The sequence below is a fragment of the Nonomuraea montanisoli genome, from assembly GCF_013363975.1.
Classification (GTDB): Bacteria; Actinomycetota; Actinomycetes; order Streptosporangiales; family Streptosporangiaceae; genus Nonomuraea; species Nonomuraea montanisoli.
This window is the reverse complement of record NZ_JABWGN010000018.1, coordinates 16,814-37,155: the sequence shown is the minus strand read 5'-3', so window position 1 is coordinate 37,155 and position 20,342 is coordinate 16,814. Positions and strand designations below refer to the sequence as shown.

Below are 20,342 nucleotides of genomic sequence, written 5' to 3'. Positions count from 1 at the left end.
GCGGGGGTGGAACGAGGCTGGGTGCAGCCCCGTCCCGCCCTCGACCGGCGGCTCGACGGGGCGCTGACGCACAGGCTCACCACTCTGGTGGCCGCCACGGGCTACGGCAAGTCCCTCGCCTTATCCGGTTGGAGCGAGGCCGTCGGCGGCGTGCTCCACCGGCTCGGCCCCGCGGACCGTGACCTGCCGGTTCTCGCCGGAGCGCTGGCCGGGGCCCTCGCGGCCGCCGTCCCCGGCCTGCCGGCCGAGCTGGCCGCCGCCGCGGGGGCGCCGCTCGGGCCCGACGCCGACGAGCTGTCGCGGGCCGCGGCGCTGGCGGGCGCGCTGGCCGAGGCGCTGTCGGCACGGCTGCGGCGCGGCCTGGCCCTGGTGCTCGACGGCCTGGACGTGATCGCGGGCTCCCCCGGCTCGATCAGGTACGTGGAGACGCTGGTGCGGGCCGCTCCGCGCCATCTGCACGTGGTGACGGCCTCGCGCTCTCCCCTGCCGTTCCCGACGGCGCGGCTGCGCCAGGACCACGAGGTGCTGGCCTTCGACGCCTCCGATCTGGCGCTCATGCCGGACGAGACCGCCGCATGGGCCCGTGCGCGGCTGGGCGAGCCGGGGGCCGCGCTCGCCGGGACGCTGCACGAGGCGTGCGGCGGCTGGCCGGCCGCGGTCCAGGCCGCCCTCGACGCGCTCGCCCGCACGGACCCGGCCGAGTGGCGGCGCACGGCCGCCGCTCTGGCGGCCACCTCGGCCACGCTCGAACGGCTGACGCTCGCGGCGTTCCGCGACCTGCCGTCCGCCATGCGCGAGCTGCTGCGGGCGGCGACGGTCCTGCCCGTGCTGGCCGACGGCCTGGCCACCGCGCTCGGCGCGCCGCCGGACACGCTCGCCGCGCTGGCCGGCCGCGGGCTGTTCCTCGACGTCGGGCCGGACGGCCACCGGCTGACCGCGACGAGCCGGCACGTGCTGGTACGGCACGCGCCGCTGGACCGGCACGAGGCCCACGACGTCGCCGCCGTGGCCGCCCGCTGGTACGCCGAGCACGACCGGCCCGAGGCCGCCCTGCGCGCCGCCGTGGACACCGGCCATGCCCCGCTCGTCCTCTCGCTGCTCGGCACGTACGGCCGGCGGCTGGCCGAGCGCGGCGACGATGTGATCGCGGCGCTCGCGCTGCTGCCCGAGGCGACCCGGCGCTCCCCCGAGATGCTGCGGCTGGCCGGGGTCGCCGAGCAGAACCGCGGCGACTGGACCCGGGCCCGCGAGCTGCTGTCGCAGGTGGCGGAGGGTCCGGCGTTCGACGCGTTCGTGGCCCGGCGGCTCGGGCTCGTCGATCACTTGCGCGGCGACCTGGACGCGGCCCTGGCGATGTACGGCCGGGGCGCCGCGTGGGGCACGCCGCCGGAGGACGCGGCCGCCTGCGCCGCGGCGTCGGCGTCGGTGCTGTGGCTGAAGGGCGACCGGGCGGGCTGCGCGGAGCTGGCGGACCGGGCGCTGGAGCAGGCCGGCGCGCTGGGCGACCCGGGGGCGCTGGCCGCCGCCAACACCGTGCTGGCCATGCTCGCCGCGCTCGACGGCGACCGGCGGGCCAACGACGCCCACTACCTCCGGGCTTTGGAGTACGCCGAACGGGCGGGCGACATCGCCCAGCTCATCCGGATCCGCGCCAACCGCGCCTCCCGCCACCTCGACGAGGGGGCCTACGCGGAGGCGCTGGAGGAGACGGAGATCGCCGGGCGGCTGTCGGATCTGGTGGCGTTCGCCCCGTATGCCGCCTTGAACGTGGCGAACCGGGCCAAGGCGCTCATCGCGCTCGGACGGCTGGAGGAGGCGGCCGTGGACGCCGCCGACGCGGTGGCCCGGTGGGAGGCGATGGGGTCGCGCTTCGTCGCGTACGGGCTGGTCCGGCTGGCCGACGTGCACGCGCTGCGCGGCGACCGGGCGTCGGCGATCACGCTCTACCGGCGGGTGGTGGCCGACGCCGCCGGCTCCGGCGAGGTGCAGGAGCTGTCGCACGCGCTGAACGAGCTGGCCGTGCTCCTCGCGGCGGACGATCCGGAGGAGGCGGCGCGGGTGGCCAAGGAGGCGCTGCGGCTCGCCGAGGGCATGGCCGGGGTGGAGGCCCGGCTGGCCGCGGCCCGGGTGGCGCTCGCGGGCGGGCGGCCGCAGGAGGCGCGGGGGCTGCTGGACGAGGCGGAGCGGGTGGCCGGGAGCCGCCGCGACCACGCGGCCCTGGCCGAGGCCGCGGAGCTGCGCGCCGAGCTGGACGGCGACCCCCTGCTCGCGGCCGAGGCGGTGCGCCGCTGGTCGGAGCTGCGCGACCCGGTCGGGCTGGCCAGGGCCGAGCTGGTACGGGCCGAGCTGACGGGGGCGGAGCCGGCCCAGGGCGCGGCCGGCGAGGCGGAGGCGGCCCGGGTGGCGGCGGCCCGGGTGGCGGCGGAGGTCAGGGAGCGCATGCACGCCATCGGCTGCCGCGCGCTCGACGACCGCGTCGACGCCCTGCTGGCCCGGCGCGTCCCCGCCCCGGCGGGCCGGCTGGTGGTGGAGACGATGGGCACGTTCCGGGTGCTGCGTGACTCCGTGCCCGTGCCGCGCTCGGCCTGGCAGTCACGCAAGGCCCGCGACCTGCTGAAGATCCTGGTCAGCCGGCGCGGCGGTCCGGTCGGCCGCGAACGGCTGGTCGAGGTCCTCTGGCCCGGCCAGGAGGACGACGCCGTCGGGCTGAAGCGGCTGAACGTCATGGTCTCCACGCTCCGCGCGGTCCTCGACCCGGCGCACGAGCGCCCGCCGGACGACGTCGTCGTCTCCGACGAGGGGGCGCTGCGGCTGGACCTGGCCCATGTCGAGGTGGACGTCGAACGCTTCCTCGGGCTGGTGGCCGCCGCCGCGCGGCTCGACCAGGCCGGCCGGGAGGCGGAGGCGCTGGAACGCTGGGCCGCCGCCGAGGCCGCGTACGGGGGCGACTTCTGCGAGGAGGACCCGTACGCCGACTGGGCCGTGGGGCTGCGCGAGCAGGCCCGGCACGCGTACGTGCAGGCCGCGGCCCGGCTCGCCGACGAGCGCGCCCGCCGGGGCCGTCACGACGAGGCGGCCCGCTACTGGCTGCGGCTGCTCGAACGCGACCCCTACGACGAGCGCGCCCACCTCGGGCTGGTCCGCGTGCTCGACCGGGCCGGGCGGCGCGGCGACGCGCGCCGGCGCTACCACCTGTACGCCGAGCGGATGCGCGAGCTGGACGTGGAGCCGATGCCGTACCCGGCCTGACCCGCCCGGACCCCACCTGAACCTGACCTGAACCGGGCGGCGAGATGGTGCGCCCATGAGGACGGTCATCGTACGGCTGGTCGAGCCGGAGCAGTCCGGCGGCCAGCTCCGCGGGCTGCTCGAAGAGGTCGGGGGCGAGCCGGTGCCGTTCCACGGGACCGAGGCCGCCCTCGACCTGCTGTACGCGGCGGCCGGGCTGCGCCGCGATCCGCCCTGAACCTCCCGCGAACCTCCCTCGCGACCCTGGGTCGGGAGAGGAGGCACGATGAGCGAGCAACTGGGGAGCTGCTGGCCGTTCGTCGGGCGAGGGGGACAGCTGGCGCGCGTGCGGGAGGCGCTGCGGGCGCGGGCCGGCGTCATGATCGTGGGCGAGGCGGGGGTCGGCAAGAGCAGGCTGGCGGCGCAGGCGCTGTCCGGGCTCGGCGGGTACGGGGTGGTCCGGGCACTGGGCACGGCGACGGCGGCGACGATCCCGTTCGGCGCGTTCGCGCACGCGCTGACCGGCCCGCCGGGCGCGGGGGAGAACCTGCTGCGCTGGGCCGCCCGCCACCTGCGGGCCCGGGCCGGAGGCGGACGGCTGCTGGTGAGCGTGGACGACGCCCACCGGCTCGACCCGGCCTCGGCCGCGCTGGTGCACCACCTGGCGTCCAGCGGCGCGGCGGCGGTCCTCGTCACGGTGCGCAGCGGCGCGCGGCAGCCGGCGCCCATCACGGCGTTGTGGAAGGACGAGGTACTGGACCGCATCGAGCTGCGCCCGCTCGACCGGGACGGGGTCGAGGCGGTGCTGGCCGAGGCGCTGGGCGGGGAGGTGGCCGCGCCGACCGTGCGCCGCCTGGCCGAGGTCAGCGCGGGCAATCTGCTCTACCTGCGCGAGCTCGTCCACGCCGGGCGCGCGTCCGGCCGGCTGGCGGTGCGCGAGGGCGCTTGGCGGTGGTGCGGCGAGCTGTCCTTGACCGCCCGGCTGCGGGAGCTGGTCGAGGCCCGGATCGGGCGGCTGGGACCGGGCGAGCGGGAGGCGCTGGAGCTGGTGGCGTTCGGGGAGCCGCTGGGGGCCGCGCTGGTGGCGGGGCTGACGTCCGCCGAGGCCGTCGAGCGGCTGGAGGACAGGGGACTGGTGGCGGCCGTGGCCGACGGGCGGCGCGAGCACCTGCGGCTCGGCCACCCCCTCTACGGCCAGGTGGTCCGGGACGGCTGCGGCACGCTGCGGGCCCGCCGCCGGCTGCGGACGCTGGCCGCGGCGCTGGAGGCGGGCGGGCCGTCGGAAGCGGGCGGGACGTCGGAGCCGGGCGGGACGCGGCGGCGCGAGGACGTGCTGCGCGCCGCGGTGTGGCGGCTGGACGGCGGCTCGGCGGTCGAGCCGGCCACGCTCCTGGACGCGGCCGCCGTGGCCCTGGCACGGCAGCAGCCGCGGCTCGCGGCGCGGCTGGCGCGGGCGGCGCACGAGGCGGGGGCGGGCGTGTCGGCCGTGGCGCTGCTCGGGCAGGCGCTCGTGGTGCTGGGGGAGTCGGAGACGGCGGTGGCGGCGCTGCGTCGGGCGGCGGACGGGGCGGTCACGGAGGGCGAGCGGGCGCGGCACGCGGCCAGCCTGGGGATCAACCTGGCGTGGGCCGGGGCGGACGCAGAGGCGTGCGCGGTGCTGGACGCGGCGGGGGAGTCGGTGACGGATTCGGCCCTGCGGCGCGAGGTCCGCCTGCACCGGGGGATGGCCGACTTCCTCGCCGGACGCCTGACGTCGGCGTCCCGCTCGCCGGCACTGCCGCGCAGGCCGTCCGGGGCCGGGGCCCCGCTCGCCAGGTGGGAGGTGCAGGCGGCCGGGCTGGAGGCGTGGATCGACGCGTACGCGGGGCGGACCGAGCAGAGCCTCGCCGTCGTCCACCGGGTCCTGAGGGAACTGCCGGACGACAGGTGGCCGGTCGGGGCGCCGCACGCGCTGCCGGCCCTGCTCGACGCGGCGTGTGCGGCACGGGTGTTCTCCGGTCGGCTGGAGGAGGCGGCGCGGACCGCCGAAGGCGGCATGGCGCTCGGCGAGGGCGAGCCGCCGGTGACGGGGTTCGGCGCCCACCGGGCCGTGGTGGCCCGGCTCCGAGGCGACGTCGCGGGCGCGGCCCGCTGGGCCGGCGAGGACGCGGCGCGGCTGCCCGCCGGCACGCCGTACCTGGGGCGCTGCCTGGCCGAGGTGGCCCACGCGTCCGCGCTGCTCGGGCGGACCGTACGGGCCGGGGAGGCACTGGCGGAGGCCGACCGGCTCGCCGCGCGCTGGGCGTTCACCCGGCAGCCGGCGCTCCAGGCGGCCGTGTGGGTGGCGGCGGCGGACGGCGACCTCGACGGCGCGGTGGCCGCGTGCCGGGCGGCCGCCGGACACGCGGAGGAGCGGGAGCAGTCCGGCTATCTGATGTTCGCGCTGCACGACCTGGTACGGCTGGGCCGGCCCGGGGAGGCGGCCGGGCGGCTGACCGGCCTGGCGGAGCGGGTGGACGGGCCGCTGGTGCGGCTGTTCGCCCGCCACGCGCGGGCCGCCGGCGACCCGGGGGAGCTGCGGGCGGTGGCGGTGGAGTTCGAGCGGCTCGGCATGGTGCTGTACGCGGCGGAGGCCGCCGCCCACGAGGCCGCCGCGTACCTCCGCATGGGACGCGGCACGCAGGCCAGGGGAGCGCGGACCCGGGCGTGGGCGCTGGCCAGGCGCTGCCCCGGGGTGACCACTCCGGCGCTGGTCGAGCTGGCCACGCCCGAGCTCACCCCGCGCCAGCGGGAGATCGTCCGGCTGGCGGCGGCCGGGCTGACGAACCGGCAGATCGCCGCCCGGCTCGCCGTGTCCACGCGGACGGCCGCGAACCACCTGCAGGCGGTGTACGACAAGCTGGGCGTCAACGACCGGACGGAGGTGGGCCGCCTGTTCGGCACGCCATGACCATCCTCCGGTGCGCGGTCAGATGAGCGCGAGGAGCCCTTCGAACAGGGTCTCGCGCTCACCGCCGGTGAGCGTCGCGTACGGCTGGGCGGCGCGCCGGTTGGTGTCCTCCTCGATCCGGTCGCGCAGCGGGCCGCACCCCAGCTCGACCACGGCGTCCGCCGTCAGCCCGGCCTCGCGCCAGGCGGCGGCGTGCGCGTCGGCCCGGTGGTAGCGCAGCGCGGCGACCCGGTTGAACAGCAGCACGCCCGGCGGCGTTCCCTCCGGCTCGTACGGGGGCGCCATCACCTCGAACGCGCCGCCCGGCTCCGCCACGGCCCCCGCGAGGACCTCCGCGAGCAGTCCGGCCAGAGCCGGCACGTCGTACGCGGCCCACAGGCGGCCGACGGCCTTCGCGTGGACCTCGTACAGGCCGTGGACATAGGACAGCCCGGCGGCGGTGAGCCGCAGGACGCCGTCGCCGTCCTCGGCGAGCGTGCCCTGGCGGAAGTGGTGGCCGATCTCGGCGTCCAGGTCGGCGGCGCCGCCGTACCGGTAGACGACGGACAGGTCGTCGCGGGTGAGCGGGCGCGCGGGCAGCGCGTACCGCAGGTCGCCGAGGAAACCGGGCGTCACGCCGCAGGTCTCGGCGTGGTCGTCGCGTTCCTGACGGGCCGAGGCGTGGACGTTGACGTGGACCGCGTTGATGACGGGGGCGATGGTCGCGGCGTAGGACGCCAAGTCGTGAGTTACGGGCATTTGGGGCGTCGACTCAGGATTTATCGGCATCGGCCGCCATTATGCCTGCGAGGTCCCGCGCGTAGGAGGGTCTTCACCGCGCGATGTCCTGTCTTGACGGTTCGGATCGGTGGGCGTGGGGTGCTCGTGGGATGATCCAGGCTGTGTCCCTGCCCGCGTCGCTCCCGTTCCGGCTCGCGCGTGCCGCGGTGTTCGCCGTGGTGTGTGTCGGCCTGGGCTGGGGCGCGCACGCGTTCGGCGGGGGCAGCGTGGCGCCGGGCGTGCTGGCTTGGGCGCTGGGCGGGGCGTTCGCGGCGGCGTACGCGCTGTCCGGGCGCGAGCGGACCGCCCGCGTGATCCTGCCGCTGCTCGGCGGGGCGCAGGCCGTTCTGCACCTGGTGTTCTCGCTGGCCCATGAGGCGTCGCCGGTCGCCGCGCTGGCGCACGCCCACTCGGGGCTCGTGCCGGGGCTCGGCATGCTGGTCGCCCACGGGTGGGCGACGCTGCTGACCGGGCTGTGGCTGGCCAGGGGCGAGGCGCTGTTCTGGGCGCTGCTGCGCCGGCTGGCCGTGCGGCTGCTGCTCGTGCGGCTGCCCGCGTCCTGGACGTCGTTCCTTCCCGCCTGTACGGCTCAGCCGCCGGTGCTGCGTCCGGCCGTGCTGCGGTACGCGGTGACCCGGCGAGGGCCGCCGATGGTTGTCGATTCCTTCTGACATCTCCCCTTTTATCGACAACCACACCTGGGACGTGCCGCGTGTCCGGCGTGCCGTGCCCAGGTGGAGAAAGGCGTTACCCGTGTTCTCTCGTCATGTTCTGGTGCTGGCGGCCGCTCTCGTCACGGTCAGCGCGTGCGGCGGTCAGCAGGCCGAGCAGCCCGCGCGGACCGTCGCCTCCGCGTCCGCCGCCCCCGCCCAGGCGAACGCCCCCGCCTCCGGTCAGGCGGGCGCGCTGTCCATCACCGACCCGTGGGTCAAGACCACGAAGAAGGGGATGACCGCCGCGTTCGGCACCCTGGTCAACCCGACCGACTCCGACATCACGATCGTCGCCGGCAGCACGCCGCTGTCGTCGCGGGTGGAGCTGCACGAGGTCGTGGACTCCGGCGGCAAGATGATCATGCGGCCGAAGGAGGGCGGCATCGTGGTGCCCGCGCGCGGCACCCACGAGCTGCGGCCCGGCGGCGACCACATCATGCTCATGGGCGTCACCGAGGAGGTGAAGCCGGGGGTCCGGGTGCCGTTCACGCTGACGGTGAAGGGCGGCTCGCCGCTGGAGTTCACCGCGGTCGGCAAGGACTTCGCGGGCGGCCGGGAGGACTACCAGCCGGGGATGAAGCACTGATGACTCCTCCGCTCCCTGAAGGAAGCGGCTTCTCGCTAAGCCGCTTTTGCAGCCTCGCGAAGGGCAAGCCCTGCCCTCTTGGCGTGCAGGGCGGCGACACGGGCCACAGCCTTGCCTTGCCGCTTGCTGCCTCGCTTCGTGCGGGCGAGGTTTCGCTGCGCGTCCGCGAGGCGGTCGGCGGTCGCGGCCAGGTGCCGTTGATTGTCGATGTGGTCGCCGTCGCTGGTGGTGGCCAGCGAGACGACGCCCATGTCGATCCCGACCACCGCGCCTGTCGCCGGCAGCGGCTCGGCGGGCACGTCGTCGCAGCAGAGCACGACGAACCAGCGTGTGCCCTCCCGCTTGACGCTGATCGTCTTGACCGTGCCCACCACGCGGCGGTGCTGGTGGACCCGCACATGCCCGATGCCGAGCAGGTAGAGGCGCGTCACCGGATCATGCGGTTGGGAGTCCCACGCCGCCCCGTTCTTGAGGGCGGGCCACTGCACGGTGTCGAACCGGCCCCGGCCCTTGAAACGCGGGTACCCGGCCTTCCGCCCGGCCTTGACCCTGCGGAAGAACGCCGCGAACGCCCTGTCCAGACGGCGCAGGGTCTGCTGCTGGGAGCCCGCCGACCAGCGGCCCTGACCGTAGGGGTCGGCCTTGCGGATCTCCTTAAGCTCCGCCGACTGATCGCCGTAGCGGATGGTCACCCCGGCCTTGCGGTAGGCGGTGCGGCGATGCTCCAGCGCGGCGTTGTACAGCTCCCGGTGGTTCTCCAGGCACTGCGTGAGCGCGGCGGCCTGCTTGCTGGTGGGACGGAGCAGGAACCTGAACGACCTGCGCACACCCACCTCCCACGTTCCGTAATCAGACGGCCACGATATCGCCGGGCGCCGACAAAATCCGGAAGGACATCTGTGATGCACAGACCTGGCAGGTCAGGGCACGCTCGGGCCTCGGCGGCCCTCCCACGCCCGATTCTCTCGACGGCTGAAGCCGCCGACCCCCTCGGGAAGTTCTGATGGGCGCCACGATCAGCCGCCGCAGCCTGCTGGCGGGGGGCGCGGCACTGCCCGTGGCGGCCATCCCCGGGCAGGCCGCCGCCGGCGCCGTTCCCGGGCAGGTCGTCGCCGCGGCCGCGGGGACGGGTGACGCGGTCGAGCCGTTCCACGGCCCGCACCAGGCCGGCATCGCGACGGCGCCGCAGGCCCACGCCGTGTTCCTCGGCCTGGACCTGCTGCCGGGCACCGGCAAGGAGGCCGTCGTCCGGCTGATGCAGCTCCTCACCGACGACGCCCGGCGCCTCACCCAGGGGCGGCCCGCGCTCGCCGACACCGAGCCCGAGCTGGCCGTCTCGCCCGCCCGGCTGACGGTCACCTTCGGGTTCGGGCCGGGGCTGTTCGCGGCGGCGGGCGTGACCTCGCCGGTGAGGGCCCTGCCGGCGTTCGAGACGGACAAGCTGCAGGACCGGTGGAGCGGCGGCGACCTGCTCGTCCAGCTCTGCGCCGACGACCCGATGACCGTGGCGCACGCGCTGCGCATGATCGTCAAGGACGCGCGGGCGTTCGCCAAGGTGCGCTGGAGCCAGCGCGGCTTCCGGCGCGCCGCCGGCACGCAGGCGCCCGGGACGACGCAGCGCAACCTCATGGGTCAGCTCGACGGCACGGTCAACCCCTCGAATCTCGACCGTTCCGTGTGGCTGGGCGACGGGCCCGAGGGGATGCGGGGCGGCACGACGATGGTGCTGCGCCGGATCCGGATGAAGCTGGAGCAGTGGGACGCGGCGGACCGGTCGGCGCGGGAGTTCACGATCGGCCGGCGGCTGGACACGGGCGCCCCGCTCACGGGCCGCGAGGAGCGGGACGAGCCCGACTTCAACCGCCTCAACCAGCTCGGCTTCCCCGTCATCGCGGAGTTCGCGCACATCAGGCGAGCCCGGGCCGCCGACGTGGGGCAGCGCATCCTGCGGCGGCCGTACAACTACGACGAGCCGGTGGGGTCCGACGGGACCGCGGACTCGGGGCTGATCTTCGTGTCCTACCAGGCCGACATCGACCGGCAGTTCCTGCCGGTGCAGCGGCGGCTGGCGGAGGGCGACCTGCTGAACGAGTGGATCACGCCGATCGGCTCGGCGGTCTTCGCGATCCCGCCCGGGTGCACGCCGGAGGGCTGGATCGGCGACCGCCTCCTGACGGCCTGACCCCGGGACGACCCGGTGTGGGGGACGGGTGGCCGGGCAGGGGGGCGGCATGTCGTCCGGATCTCTGTCGGAACGTGCCGCCTCCGTCGTCGCCCGGCTGGTCGCCGCGCTGCGCCGGGGCCGGGCCCTGCATCGCGACGGGCTGACCGTCGCCGCGACGCTCGTGCTGGAGAGAGGCCCGGCTCCGGGGCTGCCGGCACTCGCGGAGCCAGGGTCGTACGAGGTGGTGGCCCGCCTGTCCAGGGGCGGATCGCTGCCCGGACCGCTGCCCGACGTGCTGGGACTGGCGCTGCGGCTGCCGGGCGGACGGCCGTCTCAGGGCGACGTGGACCTGCTGCTGTCCACGTGCGTCCCGGGCCTGCCATGGTTGCCGGGTCCCCGCGGGGACTTCACGGCCGGGCCGTACTCCAGCCTGGCCTCGTACCGGCACGGGTCGATGCCGGTCCGGCTCTTCGCGTACCCGGAGAAGTTCGCGGACCCGGGGAACGGCGAGGGGACCGGGGGCGTGCCCGCGCGGGTCGAGGCGCTGCGGCGGGCGCTGGAGCGGGGTCCGCTGGTGTTCCGCCTGCTCGCCGCGCCGGCGGGCCGGCGGCCGGTACGGGTGGCGACGCTCCGCGTGCACACCCCGCTGCCCGGCGCGGACGTCTCCTTCGACCCCGTGCTCAACAGCCACCCGGCCCTGCGCCCGGCGGGATGGCTGGCGCGCCTGCGCCGGGGCGCCTACCGGGGATCCCGGCAGGGCCGCGGCGAGACGGACGAGGCGGTCGAACCCCACCACACCGCCCGCGCCGCGGGCTGAGGACCGGGCACCCGGTCAGGTGAGTTCGCGCTCGCGGCGCTCGGCGCTCTCGCGGGCGTCGTCCACCGTGAGCACGTCCGGGCCCGGCTCCGTGTGGTGGCTCGTCGTGTAGAAGCGCACCTCGTGCCCGTCCGGGTCGTGCAGTTCGGGGAGGATCCAGCCGATCGTGGCGAAGTGGACGCCGGCGTGGGTCTCGCCCAGCGCCACGAGCCGCTGGGCGAGGTCGTCGATCTCCTCCTTGCCGGGCACGCCGATGGCGAAGTAGTCGAACCCCGCGGCGGCCTCGGCCCGCGCCGGGTCGAGGCGCAGGGCCAGCATGGGCCCGCCGTTGGGATGCCGGAGGGCGCAGCCCATGAGGACGCCCTTCTCCCGGAACTCGATCTCCACCTCGTAGCCGAGCCGGGTGTTGTACCACGCCAGGGAACGTTCCAGGTCCCTGACGGGAAGCTTGACGTGGTGGATGCCGTCGAGCCGTGGAGCGTCCGTCATGGCCAACCTCCTTGCAGTCGCACTGCATTCTTGCAGTTATACTGCAACGCATGTCGGACCCCGTCAAGCAGGATCTGCGCGCCGCCCGCGTCGCCGAGACCGAGACCAGGATCCTGCGCGCCGCCGTGGAGCTGTTCCTGGAGAACGGCTACGCCGGCACGACCCTCACCGCGGTCGCCGAGCGGGCCGGGGTGGGGCACCGCACCTTGTACGTCCGCTTCGGCACCAAGGCCGCGCTGCTCAAGCGCGCCGTGGACGTCGCCTTCGTGGGCGACACCGAGCCGGTCGACGTGCGCGGCAGGCCGTGGTTCGCGCTCGCGCTCACCGCGCCCACCGCCGCCGAGCGGATCGAGGCGCTGGCCGTGGGCGGCCGCCTGATGATGGAGCGGGCCGGTGACATCCTGGCCGTCGCCCTGGAGGCCGGGGCCGTCGAGCCGGACCTGGCCGCCGCCGCGCAGGCCGCCCGCGAGGCGACCCGCGAGAACATCAGCGCCTTCTGGTCGCGGATGGACGACGACGGCCTCGTGCCGCCCGGCAGCGATCTCGCCTGGCTGACCGACACCACCACGATCCTCGTCCACGCCGAGACGTACCTGCTGTCCAGGAAGATGATCGGCTGGGACGCGAACGGCTACGAGCGCTGGCTCGTCACCACGCTCACCCGCCTGCTCGCCGGCACGCGCCCCGATCAGGAGAACGCGTTGCCCGGCAGGCACGACGGCGGCCGGTCAGAGGGCGGCCAGACGTAGGGCAGGTCGTCCGGCTCGGCCCCGAAGAGGGGTTCGTAGAAGGCCGGGTCCTTGCGCAGCAGGGCCGAGCGGTGGCTGAGGTGCAGGGCGGCGTCGCCGAGCCACGGCGGCAGCTCGCCGTCCGCCGCCAGGTCCGGCTGGACGCGTACGGTGCGGTGACCGCAGTGCTCGGCCACCTCGCGGCTGATCGTGCCGGCGCAGGTGTCCTGGCGTCCGGCCGCGCACCACCGGCGGCACACCTCCAGGCCGTACCGGGCCAGGGCCTCCTCGTAGCCGGCCCACATGCGCACCGCCGGGTGGTGCCGCCAGCCGTACCCGGGGACGGTGAGGGCGCGCAGGATCTGCAGCGCCTCCACCCGCTGCTTGCCGAGGCGCCGGAGATCCAGCACCTCGGCGCAGTGCGCGAAGTCGGGATAGGGGAGAAAAGTCTGCACTGCTCCACCTCCCTTCCCCGGCCCCCTACCCCGTGGACGCCACCAGATGGGCGGCCGCGAGCGCCGTCTCCGGGTGACGGGCCAGGAGCGCGACGGCCTCCGCGTACGCGGGCGGCTCGTCCGCCAGCCAGCCGCCCTCGCAGCCGAGAAGCGCGCCCACGGCGTCGCAGGTGTCCGGGTGGGCGCGCAGCAGCTCCGCCACCGGCCCGCTCACCGCGGCCCCCGGACCGCCCGCCGCCGCGGGCGACGCGGCGCGCCGCTCCCAGGGCGGCACCCACGCGTCCAGCTCCGCCAGCCCGGCCGGGAACGTGCGGCCCGCCTCCCGGACCAGCACCGGGACGAGCTCACGCGCCTGGTCCCGCAGCGTCGTGATCAGCTTGGGCAGCCACGGCAGCAGCACCGCGTCCGGCAGCCGGCCGAACGCCTTGGAGATCACCTCCACCACGAACGGCGTGAGCGACGGCACCGACTCCAGCGCCTGCACGAACCCGCTGATGTAGAGCGGGAACGACGGCACCACGAGCGGGTTGGCCAGCAGCTCGTCGCACCGCTCCCGCAGCGCGGCGAGCGGCAGCAGCCCGAGCTGCGACTGCGCCGCCCACAGCAGCGCCACCTTGGCGGGCGCCTGCGGATGCGACTGCTGGACGGCCAGTTCGAGCTGGGCCCGGTCGCAGCCGAGCGACAGCGCCAGCCCCTCCATCGAGAACAGGAAGCCCAGCATGGCGCCCACCTGCCGGACCCCGGTGTCCTCGGCCACGAACGCGGTGGGCAGCAGCGTGCAGTAGTGCGCGTAGCCGGTGGTGACGAACGCCTCGCACCAGGCCGGCAGCTCCGGCTCGGCCGCCCGGAAGTGGGCCAGCAGGCGGCGCATGCGGCGCAGCACCTCGGGCGCGTCGTCCACGGTGCGCTCGGCCGACAGCAGCTCGACGGCCCGCCCGCCCAGCTCGTCGGTGAAGCGCCGGCTGCCGAGGAACACGATCGAGTCCTCGACCGCCTCCAGCGCGGTCGCGGCCGTGGCCTGCGGGTTCCAGACCGCCCGGCGCAGGCGCCGCTCCAGCACCTGCTCGACGGTGACGCCCTCGTAGCCGAGCTCGATGAGCGAGCGCTGGTGCTGCCCCAGGGACAGGTCCCAGCTCTCCTGGATCGACCGCTCGCCGAGCCGCCGCGTGCCCATGATGGGGCGCACCGCGCCGTCGGGCAGCAGGTAGCGCAGCATCCACAGCAGGTGCGAGCAGGGCGCGAGATCGGGGTCGGCGTCCAGGTTCATCAGCGCCCGCTGGACCGTGCGCTTGTGCAGGTCGAGCCCGAGAGGCTCCAGCCGGTCGTAGACGTCGCGGGCCAGCGGCGGCATCGACGCGTAGCCGACCTGGCCGATCCGGTCGCCGCCGAGCAGGATCTCGCACAGGTGCCGGACGTCGCGCCGGCCGGGCACCACGTCCTTCTCGATGCAGGTGACGGCCGCGTCCTGGAAGTCGTACGGCGTCGGCCGGGCGCGGTCGCGCATGCCCGCGAGCAGGATCGACGTCTCGTACACGGCGATGGCGTCGGCGGTGCTCGACAGGTAGCCGTTGCGGCGGGCCAGCCGGACGAGGTCGACGCACCAGCCGAGCAGCTCGTCCTCGTCGAGGCCGCCCAGCTCGGGCGGCCTGGACAGGAACCCGCTGAGCCGGTCCGGCACCGGGCCCGGCGCCGGGAGCCCCGGCTCCGCCTTCTTCGGCTTCGCCTTGGTCTGCTGCCCCTCCAGCCGGTACGGCTTGACGCCGCCGCGCGAGACGGCCTTGGCCCAGGTCGCCGCCGCGATCGACACCGAGCCGGAGGCCAGGCCGAACTGCGCCTCGATGGCCGAGTGGCTCGACGGGATGAGCCCGTACAGCCAGCGCGTGCCGGTGCGCGGCGTGACCTGGTAGGTGTCGGACCCGGCGAGCCCGAACTCCTCGACGCGGCTGGCCGCGTGGAAGGCGCCGCACACGTACATGCTGCGCGCCGGGTCGGCCCCGGAGGTGGACAGGTGCTCGCGGATGCGCGTCCACATGTGGCGCTCGCGCTCCTCGTCGCGCGCCAGCCGGTCGCCCCGCTCCGGGGCCAGGCGCCGGAACAGGCTGCCGATCAGCACCATCACCTGCCGGTAGGTGTCGTGGTCGGCGTCGAGGAGGGGCCGTTCGACGTACTGGTCCCACCACTCGGACCAGTGGCGCACCTTGCCGTGGTGCAGCAGGTGGGCCTCCAGCTCGGCGAAGCGGGGGCGCAGGTCGCCGATCTCGATGCCCACGGCGTCGCCGTGCAGCGCCGCGTCCTCGGCGTGCTCCGGATCGGGCTGGGTGACGGGCTGCTCGCCCTCGTCCTTGTCCTTGTCCTTGTCTTTGTCCAGCCACTGGAAGACGTGGTCGGCCGAGCGGTCCACGAGGACCAGCTCGACGCCGGGCGTCTCCAGCGCGTACGCGATGACCTGGTACTCGGCCGACACCTCCGTGATGGGCGCGACCACGCTGAGCGGCCCGGAGCCGGCGGGGAAGCCGTCGAGCTCCGTCGCGAACGCCTGCAACGCCACCGGCAGGCGGCAGTTGCGCAGCTCGTCCAGCAGCGGGCGCAGGTCCTCGCACAGCTCCAGGTAGACGACCTCGGGCCGCTTCTCCCGCAGCCGGCGCGCCATGGCCAGCGCGGAGGCGGGCGAGTGGTGGCACACCGGGAAGATCTCGAGCTGCTCGCGCAGCGCCCGGTCGACGTCGTCCACCAGGCCCGCGAGGATCTCCGACAGCGAGGCCGGGGCGCCGGCGAAGGCCGTCGCGGCCTCCAGCAACTGCTCGCGCAGGGCTGCGAACGGGCCCTCGACGGCCCCGGGCGAGCTCATGACAGGGTGGCGATCGCCTGGCGGCCGCCTTCGAGGAAGTCCGGCCACTGCCCGCCGTCCTTCTTGCTGCGGGGCTCGACGACGCCGTGCCAGTACTTGTTGAGGATGGCCAGGTCCTCCGGGCTGCGGCGGGCCAGCGAGCCGACCAGCGAGCCGGCGAGGGTCTGCGCGCGCAGCGTCTGGTCGCCGAAGAAGTGGCTGTGCAGGATCGCGTCCTCCAGCACGCCGATCTGCTCGGCCGTGGACAGCGACGACTCCAGCCGCTCGTCGTCGCTGGAGGCCGACTCGGAGGCGGCCCGCAGGTCGGCGAAGCTCTGCAGCAGGATGTCGAGCAGTGTGGGCGGCACGTCCAGCTCGATGCGGTGGCGGCGCAGCAGCTCGGTGGTGCGGAAGCGGACGATCTCCGCCTCGCTGCGCTTGTTCGTCACGACGGGGATGCGCACGAAGTTGAAGCGCCGCTTCAGGGCGGACGACAGGTCGTTGACGCCCCGGTCGCGGCTGTTGGCGGTCGCGATGACGGAGAAGCCGGGCTTGGCGAAGACCACGTTGTCGTCGTCGAGCTCGGGGATCGACACGTACTTCTCGGACAGGATCGAGATGAGCGCGTCCTGCACGTCGCTGGTGGAGCGGGTCAGCTCCTCGAAACGGCCGATCACGCCCTGCTCCATCGCCGTCATGATCGGCGAGGGGATCATCGACTCGCGGGACTGCCCCTTGTCGATGACCATGGAGACGTTCCAGGAGTACTTGATGTGGTCCTCGGTCGTGCCGGCCGTGCCCTGGACGACCAGCGTCGAGTTGCGGGAGATCGCGGCGGCCAGCAGCTCGGCCAGCCAGCTCTTGCCGGTGCCCGGGTCGCCGATCAGCAGCAGGCCCCGGTCGGAGGCCAGCGTCACGATGGCCCGCTCGACGAGGCTCCGGTCGCCGAACCACTTCTGCTTGACCTCGCGGTCGAGCCCGTCGGAGCGCTCGGAACCGAGCACGAACAGCCGCACCATGCGGGGGCTCAGCCGCCACGAGAACGGCTTGGGCCCGTCGTCCACGGACTCCAGCCAGTCCAGCTCGTCGGCGTACTTCACCTCGGCGGGGGCACGCAGCATCTCGTCGGTCATGGGCGGGGACTCTCCTAGGTGAGGAAGCTCTTGAGCTCGAACACGAGTTTGCGGATGTGGCCGGAGATCACCGGGGTGCCGAGGTCCTTGAACTTCTGGCGGAACCACGGGTTGACGCTCTGCTGGCCGGAGCTGTTCACGGACCCGACGGGGATGAAGCGCACCCCGGAGCGGTGGACGGCCTGGATCCCGTCGAGCAGCGGCTGCGACCGGTCGAACTCGTAGAAGTCGGAGATCCAGACCATCACGGTGTTGCGCGGCTCGGCGATCTTCGGCCGGGCCATCGCCATCGCGACGGGCCCGTCGTTGCCGCCGCCGAGGTTGGTGCGCAGCAGCACCTCGAACGGGTCGCTGACCCACGGCGTCAGGTCGATCGCCCGGGTGTCGTACGCGATGAGGTGGACGTCCACCTTCGGCAGCCCGGCGAAGATCGACGCGAGGATCGTGCAGTTGACCATCGAGTCGACCATGGAGCCCGACTGGTCGACCACCACGATCAGCCGCGAGGGCGTGTTCTTGCGGGCGGTGTGCCGGTAGAACAGGCGGTCGACGTAGAGCCGCTGGTCCTCGGGGCTCCAGTTGGTGAGGTTCTTCCAGATCGTCCGGTCGAGGTCGAGGTTGCGGAACACCCGCTTGGGCGGCACCGACCGGTCGATCTTGCCGACGCTGGTCTGCTCGACCTGGGTGCGCAGGACCTGGGCGACCTCGTCGACGAACCGGCGGATCAGCGCCTTGGCGTTGGCCAGCGCGATGCCCGACAGGTTGGCCTTGTCGCGCAGGAGCTGCTCGATGAGCGACATGCTCGGGGTGAGCTGCCGGGCCAGCGCGGGGTCGGCCAGCACCTCGCGCAGGCGCATCCGGTTGACCAGGTCGCCTTCGAGACCGCCCAGGACGCCGCCCAGCTCGTGGCCGGCGGGGTGGCCCCGCAGGCTGCCGGGCTCGTGGCCGAGGGCGCGCTCGAACCAGCCGGCGTCCTGCTGCCAGCGGGCCAGGTCGCCCGCGGAGACGGCGCCCGAGCCGGTGGCGAACACGTTGAGCAGCAGCTTCGACACCAGCGCGGCCCGGCGCACCTCGTCGGCGCCGATCTCCTCCGACTCGGGCAGGCCGGGCGCCATCAGGCCGTCGAACTCGGCGGCCAGGTCGGGGAAGCGCTGGACGACGTTGTCGACCGAGACGGACGGGTCGAGCAGGGCGGCGGGCAGGCCGAGGTCGCCGACGACGGCCATGCTGCCGTTCTCCAGGACGGGCTGCTCATCGGCCTCGAAGACGCGCGACAGCAGCCGCCAGTAGAGGAGCTGCCGCCGGTTGGCGTCGGCGGAGCTCGCGGGGGGCTCGGCGACGGACTCGGTGGCGGTGTCGGCGGCGAGGTGCGCGCCGGGCTCGGCTGCGGAGTGCGCGCCAGGCTCGGCCGGGGACTCCGCGGGGGGCTCGGTGGGGGCTTCGCTCATCGTCGCAGCAGCCGTCCCGCCCGCTCCTGGAGCACCGCCACGACGTCGCCGGCCTTCGCCTCGGCCTTGACCGCCTTGGGGTCGGTGGGGCCGAGCGCCCAGTCGCCGTTGCCGGCCTCGACCGGCTTGCGCTTGACCGTCGCCTGCACCGCCAGCGGCTGGAGGGCCCACCGGCCGCCGTCCCACCGGACCAGGCCGACGCAGGCGCTGGACGCCGCCACGAGCTGGGGCGTCAGCGGGCCGCAGGAGGGCAGCCGGTCCATGTCGAGGGCCAGCGTCCGGCCGTCGAGGGCGAGCGTGCCGTCGTCGCCGACCGTGTAGCCCTCCACCAGGACCGGCTCGGCGATCCGTACGGGATGCCGGTCGAGGGGCGGCGCCGGCGCGGCGAGCGCGCCGGCGAGCTGGACGCGGGCCACGGCGAACGGGTCGGCCGGCTCGCCCGCGCGGGCCCGGTCGTCGTGCCAGACGAGGTCGCCGGCGGGCAGCAGCGGCATGTCGGTCAGGTCGAGGGCGCGGTGCTCGGCCAGCGCGGCCAGGAGCACCGGATGGCCCTTCAGCAGCCGCCACACGGAGGGGCCGGTGATGGTGTCCACCTTCATGGCGCCGACGCTCGCGCGCACCAGCCGTTTCGGCTCGCCGCCCGCGGGCTCCAGCACGCCGTGGACCTGGACCTGGACGGCGGTGCCGTGCTCGTGGACGTCCACGCCGAGGACCATCAGCCGCCCGGACACGGGGACCGCCCCGTGACCCCCGGCCAGGCCGCCCGGCTGGGCCAGCAGCATGGCCCGCGTCCACAGGTCGCCCCAGCGGCGGGTGGGCAGGCTCGCCATCAGGCCGATCGGGCTGGAGGCGGCCAGCTCGGCCGCCAGCCCGTCGAGCAGCACCGCGAGCCGGCGCGCGGCCGGCTCGGCGAGCAGCGCCTCGATCGTCTGGCTCGAAGCGGAGACGAGGTCGTGGTCGACGCCGCGCCAGCCGGTGATGGCCACCTCGTGCAGCCAGGAGCGGGCGGCGGCGAGCAGGTTGGCGGGCACGCCCGGCTCGTCCGTCGCTCCCGTGGGAGGAGCGGCGGGCCAGGGCTCGCGGTCGCGGCCGAGCGCGGCGTCGAGCCGGTCGAGCAGGCCGTCGTGGACCGCGCCGAGCAGCGCGGTGCGGGCCCCGGCGAGCGCCGCCAGGTGCTCCTCGCCGACCGACCCCGCGGCGATCTTGGCCGCGGCCTCGGCCGCCCGGTCGCCCAGGGGAGTGCCGGCCATGGCCCCGGCCAGTGCCGTCAGCGCCCCGGCCCGCTCCTCGCCCAACCGGGCGAACCCGTTGGACAGCGCCTCGTCGAACCCCGCCACCAGCTCCAGGGCCTGCCCGGCCCCGGGGACGTCGCCGTCGAGCAGCGCGGCGATCTGCACTCCCAGCATCAGGCACCCGCTCCCGTCGCCGGGAACCAGTGCAGCTCCGCCACGGCCTGGCCCGTGCCCGGCAGCTCCAGGTAGGCCAGGTGGCGCAGGAACCGGCTGAACACCATGGACGCCTGCGTCCGCTCGACCTCGCCGTCCAGGGCGCGGATCAGACTGCCGTCCTCACCGACCTCGACGCGCAGGTAGCGGGCCACCCGGTCGAGACCGTACTGGATGACGGCCTCGGCGACGAGCGCCTCCAGGTGCTTGCACGGCCTGCCGTACAGGCCGCCGCAGGGGCGGTTGTTGTTGGTGCTGCAACTGAAGGCGTGGGTGCCGGCGGCGATCGACGAGACGTACACCCGCTCGATGTCGGAGCCGCTCGACACGACGCCCTGCAGGCGTCCGTCGGCCAGCTCGACGAACGGCACCTTGGCCAGCTTGCGCGGCCGGACGGGCGGCACCACCGGCACCACGCTGCGCTGCTCCCACGCGGTCATCTCCGCGCTCACGAACCCTCGACCTCCCAGCCCGTACGGCTCGCGGACGCCTGATCGTGCTGCGGCACTACGCGAACGGCCGATTGATGATCCGAGAATGTACCGGACCCCACCGACAATCCGGGCCGGAACAAGATCACACGGCCCGAACCGTCAGGAGGCTCCCGATGCGGGGAGGACA

At 75.1% G+C, this 20,342-nt stretch carries 17 protein-coding genes; 8 read left to right on the top strand and 9 right to left on the bottom strand.

What is annotated here, in order from left to right:
• Window positions 1-6: 6 nt before the first annotated feature.
• From HTZ77_RS48520 to HTZ77_RS37070, 3 genes are read left to right on the top strand one after another with little or no spacing between them, the layout of a single operon-like run.
• A complete protein-coding gene (locus tag HTZ77_RS48520; RefSeq protein ID WP_175594435.1) occupies window positions 7-3,249 on the top strand; it encodes a BTAD domain-containing putative transcriptional regulator in 3,243 nt (1,080 codons plus the stop codon).
• A gap of 55 nt (window positions 3,250-3,304) precedes the next feature.
• Window positions 3,305-3,466 (top strand): hypothetical protein, encoded by a 162-nt coding sequence (locus tag HTZ77_RS37075; RefSeq protein WP_175594434.1) that lies wholly within the window; start codon window positions 3,305-3,307, stop codon window positions 3,464-3,466.
• 48 nt (window positions 3,467-3,514) lie between these two features.
• Window positions 3,515-6,157 carry a LuxR C-terminal-related transcriptional regulator gene (locus HTZ77_RS37070; RefSeq protein WP_175594433.1) on the top strand — a complete coding sequence of 881 codons (2,643 nt, stop codon included), beginning with the start codon at window positions 3,515-3,517 and terminating at the stop codon, window positions 6,155-6,157.
• Window positions 6,158-6,175: 18 nt separating this feature from the next.
• Here the strand turns inward: HTZ77_RS37070 and HTZ77_RS37065 are convergent, their stop codons facing one another.
• Window positions 6,176-6,877 (bottom strand): hypothetical protein, encoded by a 702-nt coding sequence (locus HTZ77_RS37065; RefSeq protein WP_175594432.1) that lies wholly within the window; start codon window positions 6,875-6,877, stop codon window positions 6,176-6,178.
• Between the two features lie 149 nt (window positions 6,878-7,026).
• Between HTZ77_RS37065 and HTZ77_RS37060 the strand changes: the two genes are divergently transcribed.
• Together HTZ77_RS37060 and HTZ77_RS37055 are read left to right on the top strand one after the other, a co-directional pair.
• On the top strand, window positions 7,027-7,587 hold the full coding sequence (locus tag HTZ77_RS37060; protein ID WP_175594431.1) for an MFS transporter: 561 nt from the start codon (window positions 7,027-7,029) through the stop codon (window positions 7,585-7,587).
• An 82-nt stretch (window positions 7,588-7,669) separates the two neighbouring features.
• A complete protein-coding gene (locus HTZ77_RS37055) occupies window positions 7,670-8,215 on the top strand; it encodes a copper chaperone PCu(A)C (RefSeq protein ID WP_175594430.1) in 546 nt (181 codons plus the stop codon).
• Between the two features lie 35 nt (window positions 8,216-8,250).
• On the opposite strand, the gene HTZ77_RS37050 is transcribed toward HTZ77_RS37055, so the two are convergent.
• Entirely contained in the window at window positions 8,251-9,042 is a 792-nt protein-coding gene (locus HTZ77_RS37050; RefSeq protein ID WP_328808994.1) for an RNA-guided endonuclease InsQ/TnpB family protein, read from the bottom strand.
• Window positions 9,043-9,218: 176 nt separating this feature from the next.
• Between HTZ77_RS37050 and HTZ77_RS37045 the strand changes: the two genes are divergently transcribed.
• Both HTZ77_RS37045 and HTZ77_RS37040 read left to right on the top strand, forming a co-directional pair.
• The gene (locus tag HTZ77_RS37045) at window positions 9,219-10,397 is read left to right on the top strand and encodes a Dyp-type peroxidase (protein ID WP_175594429.1); all 1,179 of its coding nucleotides are present in this window, start codon (window positions 9,219-9,221) and stop codon (window positions 10,395-10,397) included.
• Window positions 10,398-10,446: 49 nt separating this feature from the next.
• Window positions 10,447-11,196: a phosphodiesterase gene (locus tag HTZ77_RS37040; RefSeq protein WP_175594428.1), complete on the top strand. Its 750-nt coding sequence runs from the start codon at window positions 10,447-10,449 to the stop codon at window positions 11,194-11,196.
• Window positions 11,197-11,211: 15 nt separating this feature from the next.
• Here HTZ77_RS37040 and HTZ77_RS37035 read toward each other — a convergent pair whose 3' ends face one another.
• Entirely contained in the window at window positions 11,212-11,685 is a 474-nt protein-coding gene (locus tag HTZ77_RS37035) for a VOC family protein (RefSeq protein WP_175594427.1), read from the bottom strand.
• A 50-nt stretch (window positions 11,686-11,735) separates the two neighbouring features.
• Between HTZ77_RS37035 and HTZ77_RS37030 the strand changes: the two genes are divergently transcribed.
• Window positions 11,736-12,434 carry a TetR/AcrR family transcriptional regulator gene (locus HTZ77_RS37030; protein ID WP_175594426.1) on the top strand — a complete coding sequence of 233 codons (699 nt, stop codon included), beginning with the start codon at window positions 11,736-11,738 and terminating at the stop codon, window positions 12,432-12,434.
• Here the strand turns inward: HTZ77_RS37030 and HTZ77_RS37025 are convergent.
• The 6 genes from HTZ77_RS37025 to HTZ77_RS37000 are packed head-to-tail and all read right to left on the bottom strand — an operon-like array spanning window position 12,374 to window position 20,173.
• Window positions 12,374-12,868, bottom strand: coding sequence for an MSMEG_6728 family protein (locus HTZ77_RS37025; protein WP_175594425.1), 495 nt, complete (start codon window positions 12,866-12,868; stop codon window positions 12,374-12,376). The genes HTZ77_RS37030 and HTZ77_RS37025 overlap by 61 nt on opposite strands.
• Window positions 12,869-12,893: 25 nt before the next feature.
• The gene (locus HTZ77_RS37020) at window positions 12,894-15,716 is read right to left on the bottom strand and encodes a DUF5682 family protein (RefSeq protein WP_175594424.1); all 2,823 of its coding nucleotides are present in this window, start codon (window positions 15,714-15,716) and stop codon (window positions 12,894-12,896) included.
• Window positions 15,713-16,828, bottom strand: coding sequence for an ATP-binding protein (locus HTZ77_RS37015; protein WP_175594423.1), 1,116 nt, complete (start codon window positions 16,826-16,828; stop codon window positions 15,713-15,715). Before HTZ77_RS37015 ends, HTZ77_RS37020 begins: the two co-directional genes overlap by 4 nt.
• 14 nt (window positions 16,829-16,842) lie before the next feature.
• On the bottom strand, window positions 16,843-18,276 hold the full coding sequence (locus HTZ77_RS37010) for a VWA domain-containing protein (protein WP_175594422.1): 1,434 nt from the start codon (window positions 18,274-18,276) through the stop codon (window positions 16,843-16,845).
• The gene (locus HTZ77_RS37005) at window positions 18,273-19,682 is read right to left on the bottom strand and encodes a hypothetical protein (RefSeq protein WP_175594421.1); all 1,410 of its coding nucleotides are present in this window, start codon (window positions 19,680-19,682) and stop codon (window positions 18,273-18,275) included. Before HTZ77_RS37005 ends, HTZ77_RS37010 begins: the two co-directional genes overlap by 4 nt.
• On the bottom strand, window positions 19,682-20,173 hold the full coding sequence (locus HTZ77_RS37000; RefSeq protein ID WP_328808993.1) for a hypothetical protein: 492 nt from the start codon (window positions 20,171-20,173) through the stop codon (window positions 19,682-19,684). The genes HTZ77_RS37005 and HTZ77_RS37000 overlap by 1 nt, the downstream gene beginning before the upstream one ends.
• Window positions 20,174-20,342 lie beyond the last annotated feature (169 nt).

What these genes read in the sequence shown, in the direction of transcription:
- HTZ77_RS37005 (WP_175594421.1), bottom strand. Translation starts at nt 19,682, where the DNA reads ATGCTGGGAGTGCAGATCGCCGCGCTGCTCGACGGCGACGTCCCCGGG.
- HTZ77_RS37045 (WP_175594429.1), top strand. Translation starts at nt 9,219, where the DNA reads ATGGGCGCCACGATCAGCCGCCGCAGCCTGCTGGCGGGGGGCGCGGCA.
- HTZ77_RS37035 (WP_175594427.1), bottom strand. Translation starts at nt 11,685, where the DNA reads ATGACGGACGCTCCACGGCTCGACGGCATCCACCACGTCAAGCTTCCC.
- HTZ77_RS37070 (WP_175594433.1), top strand. Translation starts at nt 3,515, where the DNA reads ATGAGCGAGCAACTGGGGAGCTGCTGGCCGTTCGTCGGGCGAGGGGGA.
- HTZ77_RS37020 (WP_175594424.1), bottom strand. Translation starts at nt 15,716, where the DNA reads ATGAGCTCGCCCGGGGCCGTCGAGGGCCCGTTCGCAGCCCTGCGCGAG.
- HTZ77_RS37040 (WP_175594428.1), top strand. Translation starts at nt 10,447, where the DNA reads ATGTCGTCCGGATCTCTGTCGGAACGTGCCGCCTCCGTCGTCGCCCGG.
- HTZ77_RS37075 (WP_175594434.1), top strand. Translation starts at nt 3,305, where the DNA reads ATGAGGACGGTCATCGTACGGCTGGTCGAGCCGGAGCAGTCCGGCGGC.
- HTZ77_RS37010 (WP_175594422.1), bottom strand. Translation starts at nt 18,276, where the DNA reads ATGAGCGAAGCCCCCACCGAGCCCCCCGCGGAGTCCCCGGCCGAGCCT.
- HTZ77_RS37060 (WP_175594431.1), top strand. Translation starts at nt 7,027, where the DNA reads ATGATCCAGGCTGTGTCCCTGCCCGCGTCGCTCCCGTTCCGGCTCGCG.
- HTZ77_RS37030 (WP_175594426.1), top strand. Translation starts at nt 11,736, where the DNA reads ATGTCGGACCCCGTCAAGCAGGATCTGCGCGCCGCCCGCGTCGCCGAG.
- HTZ77_RS37015 (WP_175594423.1), bottom strand. Translation starts at nt 16,828, where the DNA reads ATGACCGACGAGATGCTGCGTGCCCCCGCCGAGGTGAAGTACGCCGAC.